Consider the following 14,441-nt stretch of genomic DNA (forward strand, 5'->3'; position numbering starts at 1 on the left):
GAGTAGATTTTGATAATTGAAAAAAATACTTAAAAACAAATATGATTTAAAAGTTTTAATGACAAGTGGTTAGTTTGATAAAGAAGAGATATTAAATGAAATAAAACGAAGAGGATGGGATTTTATTCAAAAACCATATACCACTCTCCAATTACTTTCATTGATTCATAAGATCATCCATTAAATAGTTTTAGATAAAAATTTTAACGAATTTTAACTATATTTTAAGGATAATTATAAATGGGGCAGTTTATTGTGAACATAAAATCCGCTTTCCAAATTATATTGGCTACATTCATAATACTTCGATTGCAAAGTCTTGGGCAAGGCTTGATCATTAATGAACTAATGCCAAATAATGTCAGCACAATCTCCGACGAAAATGGCGATTTCCCTGACTGGATCGAATTAAAAAATAAAAGCAATATTTCAATTAATTTGAGTGACTACTTTATCACTGACAATCCAGCAGATACATTTAAATGGAGACTACCAGATGAAGTTTTGGCTCCAAACTCTCATTTTTTAATCTTTGCATCGGGCAAAGACAGAAATTCAGGTGGTGTTCAATGGGAAACCGTAATACATATTGGAGACACATTAAAATATATTCTTGGCTCAAACTATCCAGGAGCAAATTGGAAAGTTCCCGATTTTGATGATTCAGAATGGTTAATAGGCGTGTCAGGAATAGGATACGGAGATTACGACGACAGCACACAAGTCCCACAGGGTACAATTTCAATTTATATCAGAAAAACTTTTATTATAGAAAATTCAGAAAGCATAAGATATGCAATACTGCATATGGATTATGATGATGCATTTGTCGCCTATCTGAATGGAAGAGAAATAGCACGCTCAAATATTGGAACAATTGGTACAGAACCAGACCCGAACGAGACAGCAACAACAGATCACGAAGCAAGAATCTATCAGGATGGTTTACCTGAAATGTTTATAATAGATTCATTGTCATTTTTTAATGATGGTGCAAATGTGCTGGCAATTCAGGTTCATAATATTTCCAGTGAGTCATCAGATCTAAGTGCTATCCCATTCTTAACAATAGCAATAGAAGATAGTATAGAGAACTCAAGGGGTCTCGACCCATACATTAATTTGCCTGATCTCCGACCTCACACAAATTTTAAATTGAATTCTGATGGTGAATCGGTATATTTATTTGATCTAAATGGAACCTTTGTTGATTCAGTCATTTACAACTACATTCCAGAAGATTTCTCATATGGGCGAAGTAGCACAGACATTAATAACTGGTTTCTTTTTGATAATCCCACTCCTGGTTATGATAATCCTGCAGAAGGCTATACCTCCATCTCTCCGGAAATACAATTTAGCTTACCACCTGGAATCTACGATAATACAATTAGCGTTTCCATTTACACACCTAACGATACTAATCAAGCAGAAATATTTTACACAACTGATGGTTCAATACCAACAACCTCATCGATGAGATATACAGCTCCCATAAAAATCTCAGAACCCACAGTAATTAGGGCAAGGGCAATAGAACAGGGTAAGCTTCCAGGTGAAGTCTCCACTGCCACTTATATTGTCAACTTTGAAACAAACCTTCCAATTATTTCACTGGTAACCGATCCTCCTAATCTATGGGACTGGGAGACTGGAATATATGTAGAGGGACCAAATGCAGATCAAGAACAACCCCACTTTGGAGCAAACTACTGGCAGGATTGGGAAAAACCAGCATATATTGAATTTTTTGAACCCGATGAAGGATACCAGTTTTCAGCAAATGTAGGGATAAAAATTTATGGAGCTTGGAGCCGCGCCCATCCTCAAAAGTCTCTTGCAATTTTTGCTCGGAGGAAATATGGAACAGGTGTAATAAGATATAGGTTATTCCCCTGGCTGGATATAGATGAATTTGAATCCTTTGTACTCAGGAATTCAGGAAATGATTGGTATTTTACAATGTTTAGAGATGGACTGGTGTATTGTCTCACAAAAAATCTGGATATAGACGCACTTGCATTCAGACCCTCTGTGGTGTTTATAAATGGAGAATATTGGGGAATTCATAACATTAGAGAAAAAGTAAATGAACATTATATTTCATCTCATCATCATTTAGACAAGGATAAAATTAATCTGCTGGAAATGTACAATACAGTTCTACATGGCTCAGGTAAAGATTATAATGAATTATACAATTTCATTAAAAATAACGACCTGTCTTTAAAACCCAACTATGAATACGTAAAGCAAAAAATGGATATTGACGAATATATAAACTATATGGTTACAGAAATTTATATAGACAATGGAGATTGGCCAGGTAATAATTTAAAATACTGGAACTCCGACGGTATAAAGTTCCGATGGATATTATTCGATACGGACTTTGGATTTGGTATTTACGGGAATGAAAGATATAAATTTAACACTCTTGAATTTGCCCTTGAACCAAATTCCAAGAAGAATTGGCCAAATCCACCCTGGTCAACACTTATTTTTAGAAAATTGATCCAAAATAAAGAATTTAGAAATAAATTCATTAATACAGCATGCGACCTGATAAATACCTATTTATCTTCCGACTACATTAAAAAAACAGTTGATTCACTGAAAAATTTAATATCAGATGAAATGGTCCGGCATACTCAGAGGTGGCCACAGGCTGGAAATTACGATAACTGGCTAAAGGATATCGGAAAAATAAAAGAATTTGCCACCTACAGACCATCTTATTTCCACAACTTTATGCAACAACGCTTTGGTCTGAATACCAGTTATCTACTAAAAATTCACATTAATCCCCCAGCAACAGGTAAAATAAAGATAAATTCGATCATAGTAAGTAAAAAAGACTTTATCGGGAGATATTATAAAGAAATTCCAGTCACAGTCCAGGCCATATCAAAAAATGGCTATGTTTTTGACAAATGGACAGGTAACATAGAATCACAGGAACCTGTAATTACAATAGAATCAGCATCATCAAGCTTAGAAATTACGGCAAATTTTAAACCAGCTGAGTTACCAGATAATGCAGTAGTAATTAATGAAATAAACTACCATCCGGAAAATTCTTTCGACACCGGTGATTGGATAGAAATTTATAACAACACTGACTATACTATTGACATCAGTAACTGGAAATTGATGGATTCAGATAGCTCCCATGTATTTTCAATACCAGAAAATACTATACTTGAAAAAGGTGGCTTTCTTGTAATAGCAGAAGATTTATATAGATTTAAAAGTTTATTTCCATCTGTAGAAAATATAGTGGGAGAAACTGGCTTTGGTTTTTCCGCTGGTGGAGAAGTGATCAGGCTATTTGATGAAAATTGGAATTTGATAGATTCCGTAGAATACGATGATCAAAATCCATGGCCTGAAGAACCTGACGGTCATGGTCCTACCCTAGAGCTTAAGGATCCCGATCTTGATAACTCGCTACCTGAAAGCTGGGCAGCTTCAGAAAATCATGGTACTCCAGGAACATATAACAGTGTCTACACAGATATAGAAAAAACAAATAAACATAATATTTGTGAATTCAAGCTGTTATATAACTACCCAAACCCATTCAATTCTCAAACAACTATAAAATTCTTTATCCCTGATAGAGGTGTAGTAAAATTGTTTGTTTATGATATTTCAGGAAAATTTATCTATAAAAATACTCATTACTGTACAAAATCAGGGTATTATAGTTTTAAATGGAATGGTAAAAATTCAAACGGTGAAATAATACCATCAGGAGTTTATTTATATAGGATTGAATACAGAAACAAATCAAAAGTAGGAAAGATGCTATTTCTAAAATAAACTTTCTTTTATTCCCACAATTATAATTATATTAATTTTGATATCTATAATAAGAATTAGCATGATAAAATATCTATACACCATTTTATTTATTTTATTGACAACTGTTATCAACCAAAACACAGGGGTAGAGCAAGATATGAAAAAATTAACAGTTCACTATCACAGATATATGCAGGATTACGAAGGATGGACGCTCTGGAGCTGGACCGACTCAATTAGAAAAGAAATAAAGCCGGTACGAACCGACAACTACGGCTTGGTATTTGAAATTGATATTACAGATTTCAACTATCCAGATATAATCGGACTCTTGCCAAAATATAAAAACTGGGAGAATAAAGATACTCCCGAAAGATTCTGGACCAACAAAGCTGGCTATGAGATTTGGCTTATCCAATCGGATAAAAACATATATCAAACTACACCTGATTTATCACTGAAAATATTAAATGCATTTCTGGATGGTGAAAATTACATAACCGCTACTTTCACACACCCGTTGATAAAAAATGATATAAAACCTTCTCTTTTTTCGCTTATATTAAAAAACAAAAAAATCAAACCATCCAAAGTAGATTATCTAAATCCCACCGATTCATTATCGAACATCTTAACATTAAAATTCAACTCAACAATTACCATTGATGACTTTCCTGCAAACATTTATTATAAAGACCTTCCCTGTTGTGTTGTCCATATACGTGATTATCTGGTAAATGAAAAATTCTATTTCGACGGCAAATTAGGGCTTTTAAAAGAAAATGACTCTTTAATTTTTAGGCTTTTTGCACCATCAGCAACAGAGGTAAAATTAAATATTTATGAAAGTGCAAGAGGAAAAAGACTCGAACAAATATCTCTTGAGAAAAGAGATAATGGTGTCTGGGAAATAAAACTTCCTGATAGATATATTGGGGAATACTATACCTATAGTGTAGCTGGATTGGATCCTCATCATGATCCAACTCTTGAACTAACTGACCCTTACTCCGCCTGCGTTACAGCACCGCATTCGCGAAGCAAAATTTATTTTGACAACACAAAAATGATTTATCCACCAGACACTGAAATTGATGAATTAATTATATATGAAGTTCATGTTCGTGACTTTTCTATCTCAGATGATTCAGGAATTAAGGCAAAGGGGAAATTCCTTGGATTTTGCGAAGAAGGAACTAATTTACAAGGGCAAGATATTTCAACCGGCATTGACCACCTTAAAGAACTGGGAATAAATGCTGTCCATTTACTTCCAGTTTCAGATTTCGACAATGATGAATTCAGTGATAACTATAATTGGGGATATATGCCCGTAAATTTTAATAGCCCCGACGGGTGGTATGCCACAAATCCTGAAGACGAATCCAGGGTTATCGAGTTAAAAAAACTAATCAATTCCCTTCATAAAAACGGGATTAAAGTAATTCTTGACATGGTTTATAATCATACAGCTGAAGGTAGTCCTGAGGTTAGATACAACTTCAACGGGATTGTACCACACTTTTACTACAGGGAAAAACCAGATGGGACATACTGGAACGGATCAGGATGTGGAAATGAAGTTAGATCAGAAAATCCAATGGTTAGAAAGTTTATAATTGATTCAATGATATACTGGGTAAAAGAATACAATATTGATGGTTTTAGATTAGACCTAATGGGGTTAATAGACCTTGAGACATTAAAATTAGCCGTAAAAGAATTGAAGAAAATAAGACCTGATATTTTTATCTACGGTGAGCCATGGATAGTTGGAGAAACTCCAATCAAACCAACACTTAAAGGAGATCAGAAAAGTACTGGTATTGCTGTATTCAACGATAACTTCAGAGATGCAATAAAAGGACCATGGTACAACACCGAGCCGGGCTACATTCAACAGGCAATATATATTGATAAAATAAAAAAAGGAATAATAGGAAGTATAACAGATTTTACCGATTCTCCCCTTGAAACAATAAATTATGTTGCCTGTCATGATGGTAGAACTCTCTGGGACAGAATCCAGGTCACAACACAAAATGAACCATCTGCTACATTTGAGCAAAAAGTAGCAATGCATAAGCTTGCCATTGCAATTATCCTCACATCACAGGGTATTCCATTTATACATGCAGGAGATGAATTTTTAAGAACAAAATTCGGCGAGCATAATAGCTATAATCTACCCGATGAGATAAACAAAATCCGCTGGTCAAATAAAGAAAAGTATTACGATGTTTTCAATTATGTAAAAGGTTTAATAAAAATCAGAAAAGAACACCCGGCATTCCGAATGAAAACAAAAGAAGATATATTGCAAAACCTCGAATTTTTTGAAGATATTGGTTTGCAGGTACCGGAAAATTGCATTGCCTACTGGATGAATGGTAAAAAAGCCGGTGACAGTTGGGAAGAAATTATTGTACTAATAAATCCGAATAGATCAGAAAAAGAATTTATACTGCCTGATGGAGAATGGAGCCTTATACCTATCAATAATCCTATGGGTAACACAAACACACAAAAAATAATTGATAATTTAATAACTGTAGATCCTATTAGCTTATTTATATTAAGTAAATAAACTTTATTTTTCTGTTGGGACAAACCTTATAGCAGTCCCACCTCCTGGCGCAAGGTTTATATTAATCCAATCAACGTTTTTTACTAATTTTTTCTCAATTTTTATATCATAAGGATTTGTTCTCCAGTCTGCCTTATCCCCATCTCTATATATTTCTGCTACATATTTTATCCCGGGAGTCAAAAAGTCAAGTTTTATCTCAAAGTTCCTACACTCCTCATCGGTAATACTGCCTAAATACCACTCATCAGAATTTCTATCCTTTCTCACAATTGTCACATAATCTCCTATTTTTCCATTTAATACAATCGTTCTATCCCAGTCAGTTGGTACATCCATTATAAACTTAAATGCATCCAGTTTTTTCTCATAATTCTCTGGTAAGTCCGCCGCCATCTGAAATGGTGAATATATCACTACATACAATGCAAGTTGCTTGGCAAGTGTCGTATTTACTTTATTATTTGGTCTGTATTTATCAAAGGTAAGATCAAATATCCCGGGTGTAAAATCCATAGGTCCTGATAATAGCCTTGTAAATGGTAAAATCGTTGTGTGTTCAGGCGGATTACCACCATCAGGCGACCAAGCATTATATTCCTGCCCTCTTGCACCTTCCCTCGACATCATATTAGGCCATGTCCTCCTCTCACCAGTATCTTTTATCGGCTCATGTGCTATTATCATTATATGATGTTTTGCTGCTACCTCTATAACCTTTCTGAAATGTTCTACCATATACTGGCTATGATGCCATTCTCTTACAAGTTTCCCTTCCTCATTAATCCTTGGCAAGTCTTTCCCCCAACCAACGTACCCGGTCTTTACAACGGGAATACCTAACTCTTCATAAAACTTAAAAGCTTCCTTCATCTGTCTTTCGTAATTCAATATATCTGCACCCGTCTCATGATGTCCAATGACGAACACTCCCTTCGATTTCGCATACTCTGACAACCTCTTTATATCAAAATCTGGATATGGTTTTAAAAAATTCATCGGGCTTGGATATGCACCTGCCCAATCACTATCCCATCCTACATTCCAACCTTCAACTAAAACCCCTTGAAAACCGTATTTTGAAGCGAAATCTATATATTTTATAGTATTCTCTGTCGTTGCTCCATGTTTTTGACCAGATGACCAGGTCGTCTTACCTACATGCATCTCCCACCAGATACCTACATATTTACCAGTTCTTATCCAGCTCACATCTGTTAACTTACAAGGCTCATTTAGATTTAATATTAGATAAGAAGTTATTAAACCACCTGGAGTATCAGCAATTTGGATAGTCCTCCAGGGAGATTTTAAAGGCAAACTACCCTTTACCTTGATCCCATCTGACCAGGGGACAAGATCAACCTCTAATTTAGTTTTCCCTTTTCTTGCCAGTGTCATTGACGAATACTTTTCTAAAGCAGCCTCATGTATAGCTAGATATAAACCATTATTAGTCTCAATTGTAGCAGGTGTGTGAATTGTATCTATCTGGCTGATCTTTGTCTTTCTATATAGATATTCATATCTTTCGGGCTTATATGCCGGTATCCACCAAATCTCATAATCACCGGGAAAATTAAACTCCGTAAGCTCATCTAAAATTTCAATTTTTTTTAATCTCCTCTGTTCTGGAATGAAATATCTAAATCCTATGCCATCATCATAAACTCGAAATATTATTACCAATTTCCCAGTATTTCTTCTTGAACCATCTAACTGAATTGTAAGTTCATTATAGTTATTTCTTATCTTACTTTCCTCACCCCATACTTGAGTCCAGACTTCATCTAAGGAATCTTTTTTAATTCTCCTCACTATGAAATGATCTTCGAAGGAAATTTTCTCTTTTATTTTTAAACCCAATCTTGATAAGATAATAACAGGTTCATTAGAACGATAGACCTGATAGTAGGGGATTCCATCTTTAAGGATAAAATTAAGTTTAACCGTTCCGTTTGGCGAAGATATTGAATATTCATTCGGATAGCTCCTGGAAACTATTAGATAAATTATAATTACAATCAACATTCTGATCACTTTTTTCATTTTATCCTCCCCTAAATCATCACTACCTTTTTTCGTTTCATCATCTTTTTTATCAAATAGTTCCTATTTATATTAAAATAAACGTTCACTTGAATATGCCATCGTAATTCTTCCATCCAGCACAAAACGCTAATTTAGAAGAACTTTAGTAATATATTCTAAAAATGTGAATAATTTCGGAACACATAAAATATTCAATTAACATCCTTTCCTAAAAATAAAAATTATACTTCTTGAAACCCATAACAACATCAAAAACAATAAATATATAGGCAATGTTTCTATTTGTCTTCTGATTTCTAAATACCAATGGTATCTCAAATATTAGTCCCTACAATATAAGTCATTTAAATCATTTTATCAGTATTATATTCCAAAATAGCAATTCTTAGAGGAAAATTTCTTTTTGATATTTACTTTAAATTAGTTCCATAAATTATTCCAAGATTATATTTTTGATTATTTAAAATTTTCGTAACTTTTTTACGCAAATTTACAAAAGGAGATAAAAAATGGTCAAAGTAGGTGACATAGCATCTGACTTTTGCCTACCAGATCAAAATGATAACAAAGTCTGTCTAAAAGATTTTCGGGGGAAGTGGGTGGTATTATATTTCTACCACAAAGATAATAGTAGTGGATGTACCAAAGAGGCTAAGGAATTCACATCATTAATAGATGAATTTATTAATCTTAATAGTGTCATTATCGGAATAAGTCCCGATTCACCAAAAAGTCATAAAAACTTTGCTGAAAAACATGAATTAAAGGTATTGCTATTAAGCGATCAGGACCATAAAGTTGCTGAACAATATGGGGTATGGCAACTTAAAAAAAGATGTGGAAGAGAATCATGGGGCATTGTAAGGACAACATTCTTAATTAGTCCAACAGGGAAAATCGAAAAGATATGGGAAAATGTGAAAGTAGATGGACATGCTGAAGATGTCAAATGTGAATTAAAAAACTTACATGACTAAATAAAACTGGAGGGAAATAACATGGAAAAAAATGTTGGCAAACTTGATCAAGTATTGAGAATTGTAATAGGTATAGTTTTACTTCTTCTCGGGCTTTTCTTCACTGGCGGATGGTTTGCAAAAGTACTCATAATACTGGGCTTCATAGGACTTATTACAGGTATCCTTGCAAAATGCCCACTGTACGCTTTGTTTAATATTAACACATGTAAAGTAAAAGAAGAAAAAGAAAAAAAGAAAGCCGAATAATAATTTTTGTTTTCTATTTAACAGATACTTATCAAAATAAAGAATCCATGCCTATTAGGGAGTTTTTATGTATAAATTGTAATCATAAATTTGAGGAACTTGTATTTAAATCTGATGATGTATCCTCAATAAAGTGTCCAAGGTGTAATAGCAAATCATTAAAAACTCTTATCTCAACTTTTTCATCACCAAGGGGAACATCATTATCAAGTACAAATAGCAGTTCATCTTCAAGCTGCTCAGCCTGTTCTACACGCACCTGCTCCATGTGCGGGAGATAAAATTTGGAAGAAAAAAGCCACAACAAAAGCAATAAAATCGTAAAAATCTTTGCTGCTTCCTCATTCCTGAATGACATGGGTTCAGATATGATATACCCTATATGGCCTGCTTTTGTTACTCAATTTCTTGGTGCAAATCTTACAATCCTGGGATTTATTGATGGACTCGGTGAGGCACTTGTTTCTATTTCGAAATCACTTTCAGGGCTTCTTTCTGATAAAATTAGAAAAAGGAAAGTTTTTATATGGACAGGTTATCTGATGGGATTATTATCGAGAATTGGATATGCTTTATCGAAAAGCTGGATTTGGTTAATTCCGTTTAAAGTACTTGATAGATCTGGAAAAATAAGAAGTGCTCCAAGGGATGCACTTGTAGCAGAAGTATCGGTTGATACAAACAGAGCAAAAAACTTCGGACTACTTCGTGCTATGGATCACTTAGGAGCTGTAGTCGGTATTCTTCTAAGTCTTTTACTATTTAAATATTTGGGGTATCGCAAATTATTTCTAATCGCTGCCATTCCAACATTCATAGCCGTTTTACTGGTCATATTTGGTATTAAAGAAACAAAAAAAGATTTTATTAAAGTCAAAACAGATTTCAAGGTGAAATATCTTTCAAAAGATTATTTTTTATTCCTTATATCCTCTGCCATCTTTTCCCTTGGCGCTTTCAGCTATTCATTTCTATTAATTCTTTCCAGAGAAAAAGGATACGCGACTATCAATATGCCCATTTTCTATTTAATTTTTACAATAGCTGCCACTCTATTTGCTCTCCCATCCGGATCACTTTCAGACAAAGTGGGAAGGAAATTTGTAATTTTCATTGGATATATTGTATGGATACTGGTCTGTTTAGCTTCAATCTATTTTCCGAGAGGAATTGGTATAATAATCCTTTTTATTCTCTATGGCATGCACAAAGGAATATTAGAGCCTGTCCAGAAAGCATTTGTGTCTGAGTTAGCACCTGAAAAATACAAAGCCAGCGCCATTGGCTTATATCAAATGATTATCGGACTATGTGCACTACCTGCATCAATGATAGCGGGCTTTTTATGGGATAAATTCGGGCTTATTTATCCGTTCTCACTATCAATTCTATTGACTATATTATCTGTAATAATTGTTATAACAATAAAAGAAAAAAGATTAAGCGCTGAATAAATTATCTATTTTCTTCATTACTGAGTCATCCAACTCTATGCTATATGCTTTCAAATTTTCCTCAAGCTGAGATACCTTTGTCGCTCCAAGGATAATGCTTGTAACACCCTCTCTTTTCTTCAACCAGGCAAGAGCAAGTTGAGCTCTTGTACACCCAACCTTATCAGCTATCTTTTTAAATTTTTTTACTTTTTCTATAACTTCTTCTTTATAATGTCGCTGTCTAACCTCTTCGTATTTCTCAAGTCTTGATCCTTTCGGTATACCATCATCATATTTACCCGTCAACACACCTGAAAGAAGAGGGCTAAATACAATTGCCCCAATTTTATATTTATTTATCGCTGGCTTCACTTCCTTTTCAAAATGATCCTGTATGATCAAATTATAAATTGGTTGTTCTACGATAGGTTTATATAATCCGTATCTTTCACATAGTAAAAAGGCTTCCTGTATTTGCTTAAATTCCCACATACTTGTACCCCAGTATAAAATCTTACCCTGATGAACCAAATCATCCATAGCCCTTAATACTTCTTCAATTGGTACTTCTGGATCATATCTATGACAATAATAAATATCTACATAATCTGTACCTATTCGTTTCAAACTTCTATCTATTGATTCAATTATGTGTTTCCTAGATAATCCTTTATCGTTAACGTCCTCACTCATAGGCCAGAATACCTTTGTAGCCAGGACAAGTGTATGCCTGGGGAAATCCTTCAAAACCTCACCCATTAATTTCTCCGCTTGCCCAAAAGCGTATACATCAGCCATATCATAATAATTCACAGCATAATCATGTGCTTTATAAATAATATCACGTACAACCTTCTTATCTTTTACAAGATCACCAAAAGTAGTCCACCCACCAAGTCCAAAAATACTAACTTTTAATCCACTTTCACCAACATTTCTAAACTCCATTAAAAATTACCTCCATTCGTTTTAATTGCCTCGAACGTCCTTACCCCAGTTTAACTTTGCCCTTATCGTCTTGAAGAATGTTTCTCCTGGTAGCCTTATTATATTCAAATGAAAATCTGCCTTATAAATTACAACTTCCATACCACGGCTCAATGGTGTTTTAATTTGTCCATCTGTTGATAAAAAAGGTGTACTTCCCAAATTTTCCACTTTAATAGTAATCTTCTGCCTATCGGTAATAACAAGCGGTCTTGCTGTAAGTGTGTGGGGACATATTGGATTTACCACTATTGCTTCAAGACAGGGATAAATAATAGGGCCACCAGCCGAGAGGTTATAAGCCGTGGAACCTGTTGGTGTAGAAATTATCAAACCATCAGCCCTATAAGTATTAAGAAATTCATCATTTATATAAATCTTTATCTTTATCATACTTATACTGTCGCCTTTATCAACCACAAAATCATTGTATGCATATAAGCTTAAACTTTTACTATTTTCTTTTTTTACATCGGCCCTTAGAACACTACGCTTCTCAATCTTATATTGATTATTAAATATAAATTCAAGTTTTTCCCTGTAATTTCCCGGTGAAATTTCCGCTAAAAAACCAAGACCTCCAAGATGAACACCAACTATTGGTTTTTCACTTTCACCAATAATACGAGCTGTTTTTAAGAATGTCCCATCTCCACCAACACTTATAATTATCTCTGCCTGCTTTATAATATCCTCATTTTCAAGAATTTCTATATCATCTTTAATTCCAAGTTCCTTAGAGACCAAAACCTTGTGATTTTTCTTATTTAAAAATGATACTATATCATTTAAAAATGCTATATTTTCTATTTTTGGATTTACAAATAATCCTATAACCATGATACTATTCCTCAAAATCTTTTAACTCATATTCACCATTATCTTTTTTCATAAGAATTTGCACCCTTTTTTCAAGAGCTGATAAATGTTCCGAACACATATTTGACAATTTCATCCCTTCTTCAAAGAGTTCAATAGCGTCTTCAAGGGTCTTACCCCCAGTTTCAAGTTCAGAAACAATTTGTTCTAATCTTTTTATAGCTTCTTCTAAGTTAAATTTATCCTTTGACATCTATTCTCTCCATTTAAAAAACCTAAATACATTCAATTTACAACCGCTCCAAAATTACCATCAGAAACCTCAATACTCAATGAGTCGTCTTTCTTTACATCGCCGCATCTTTTTACAATTTTATTCTCAGGCATTTTATATACAATTGAATAACCACGATTCAGAACTGATTTCGGGTTTAAGGCATTCAATTTCCCAATTATTTCCTTCAATTTAAATCCACAGGTGTCAATATGTTTTTTAATAGCATTATAAAGTCTTATTTCAAGCTCATCTAATCGCTGGACTTTATCCATGATCATATTCTCAGGCTTAAATCTATAAAGACGAGATTTAAGATCTGACGACCTTTCCATATATCTGGACAACAGATTATTAAGGTCTCTTTCAATTCTTTTTAACAAATACTCAATTTTGTTGAAAATTTCTTTCCTGTCGGGGAAAACAATCTCGGCTGCAGCAGATGGCGTAGGAGCCCTCAAGTCTGCGGCAAAATCAGACAAAGTAAAATCTATCTCATGCCCAACGGCACTGATAATTGGTATTTCTGATTCATTAATGGCTCTTACCACCTTCTCTTCATTAAATGCCCATAAATCTTCCAGTGAACCACCACCCCTACTGATTATTATCAGATCAACGTTTTTTTCTTTATTGAAATATTTTATACCTTCTACTATAGTATCTGCCGCTTCCTCCCCCTGAACAAGAGCAGGAAAAATTATTATTCTTATAGCAGGATTTCTTCTCCTTGATATATTTAAAATATCACGTATCGCAGCGCCTGAGGAGCTTGTTATAACTCCTACTAATCGTGGCATAAAAGGTATGGATTTTTTTTTCGATTCGTCAAATAAACCTTCAGCTGCTAATTTCTCCTTTAACCTTAAAAACTCTAGATAAAGATTGCCAATACCGGCTGGCTTTAAATCATATACTTTAATCTGGTACTGAGATTGAGGTGTATAAACAACAACTTCACCAAAAATAATTACGCTCATCCCATTTTCTATATTAAATGGAATATTATAAGAAACATCTCTCCAAAGCACGCAATTTATTAAGCTTTCTTTGTCCTTGAGTGAAAAATAAATATGCCCCTTTCTACTCTGGGATAGGTTTGAAATCTCACCCTTAACCCACACTGGAGGTATATTTCCCTCAATTAAATCCTTTACAATAATTGATAACTCTGTAACAGTATATATATGCTGGTTATTCATAAATTATGGTGGTTAAATCAAACCACCATAAAAATCTTACCTTTTCTTTTT

11 protein-coding genes are annotated in these 14,441 nt (G+C 34.0%); 6 read left to right on the forward strand and 5 right to left on the reverse strand.

The annotated features are described in order from the left end of the window. Positions 1 to 240: 240 nt before the first annotated feature. Both H0Z29_00100 and pulA read left to right on the forward strand, forming a co-directional pair. The gene (locus tag H0Z29_00100) at positions 241 to 3,825 is read left to right on the forward strand and encodes a CotH kinase family protein (protein MBO8129901.1); all 3,585 of its coding nucleotides are present in this window, start codon (positions 241 to 243) and stop codon (positions 3,823 to 3,825) included. A gap of 139 nt (positions 3,826 to 3,964) precedes the next feature. Next, positions 3,965 to 6,394: a type I pullulanase gene (pulA, locus tag H0Z29_00105; protein MBO8129902.1), complete on the forward strand. Its 2,430-nt coding sequence runs from the start codon at positions 3,965 to 3,967 to the stop codon at positions 6,392 to 6,394. Between the two features lie 3 nt (positions 6,395 to 6,397). On the opposite strand, the gene H0Z29_00110 is transcribed toward pulA, so the two are convergent. Then, complete coding sequence (locus tag H0Z29_00110) at positions 6,398 to 8,443, reverse strand: glycoside hydrolase family 97 protein (GenBank protein MBO8129903.1); 2,046 nt, start codon at positions 8,441 to 8,443, stop codon at positions 6,398 to 6,400. A gap of 512 nt (positions 8,444 to 8,955) precedes the next feature. On the opposite strand from H0Z29_00110, the gene H0Z29_00115 reads away from it, so the two are divergent. The 4 genes from H0Z29_00115 to H0Z29_00130 all read left to right on the forward strand — a co-directional run bounded on the left by H0Z29_00115 (position 8,956) and on the right by H0Z29_00130 (position 11,126). Beyond that, positions 8,956 to 9,423: a peroxiredoxin gene (locus H0Z29_00115; GenBank protein ID MBO8129904.1), complete on the forward strand. Its 468-nt coding sequence runs from the start codon at positions 8,956 to 8,958 to the stop codon at positions 9,421 to 9,423. Between the two features lie 21 nt (positions 9,424 to 9,444). Next, entirely contained in the window at positions 9,445 to 9,672 is a 228-nt protein-coding gene (locus H0Z29_00120; protein MBO8129905.1) for a DUF2892 domain-containing protein, read from the forward strand. A gap of 47 nt (positions 9,673 to 9,719) precedes the next feature. Further along, a complete protein-coding gene (locus H0Z29_00125) occupies positions 9,720 to 9,953 on the forward strand; it encodes a zinc ribbon domain-containing protein (GenBank protein MBO8129906.1) in 234 nt (77 codons plus the stop codon). A 75-nt stretch (positions 9,954 to 10,028) separates the two neighbouring features. After that, entirely contained in the window at positions 10,029 to 11,126 is a 1,098-nt protein-coding gene (locus tag H0Z29_00130; protein ID MBO8129907.1) for an MFS transporter, read from the forward strand. Here the strand turns inward: H0Z29_00130 and H0Z29_00135 are convergent. The 4 genes from H0Z29_00135 to xseA are packed head-to-tail and all read right to left on the reverse strand — an operon-like array spanning position 11,112 to position 14,390. Next, positions 11,112 to 12,056, reverse strand: a complete 945-nt coding sequence (locus H0Z29_00135) for an aldo/keto reductase family protein (GenBank protein ID MBO8129908.1) — start codon at positions 12,054 to 12,056, stop codon at positions 11,112 to 11,114. The genes H0Z29_00130 and H0Z29_00135 overlap by 15 nt on opposite strands. Before the next feature lie 21 nt (positions 12,057 to 12,077). Next, the gene (locus H0Z29_00140) at positions 12,078 to 12,935 is read right to left on the reverse strand and encodes an NAD(+)/NADH kinase (GenBank protein MBO8129909.1); all 858 of its coding nucleotides are present in this window, start codon (positions 12,933 to 12,935) and stop codon (positions 12,078 to 12,080) included. A 4-nt stretch (positions 12,936 to 12,939) separates the two neighbouring features. Then, positions 12,940 to 13,167, reverse strand: coding sequence for an exodeoxyribonuclease VII small subunit (gene xseB / locus H0Z29_00145; protein ID MBO8129910.1), 228 nt, complete (start codon positions 13,165 to 13,167; stop codon positions 12,940 to 12,942). 32 nt (positions 13,168 to 13,199) lie between these two features. Beyond that, positions 13,200 to 14,390, reverse strand: coding sequence for an exodeoxyribonuclease VII large subunit (gene xseA / locus H0Z29_00150; protein ID MBO8129911.1), 1,191 nt, complete (start codon positions 14,388 to 14,390; stop codon positions 13,200 to 13,202). Positions 14,391 to 14,441: the final 51 nt, after the last annotated feature.

The sequence above is a fragment of the Candidatus Neomarinimicrobiota bacterium genome (assembly GCA_017656425.1).
Classification (GTDB): domain Bacteria; phylum Fidelibacterota; class UBA2242; order UBA2242; family B5-G15; genus JACDNV01.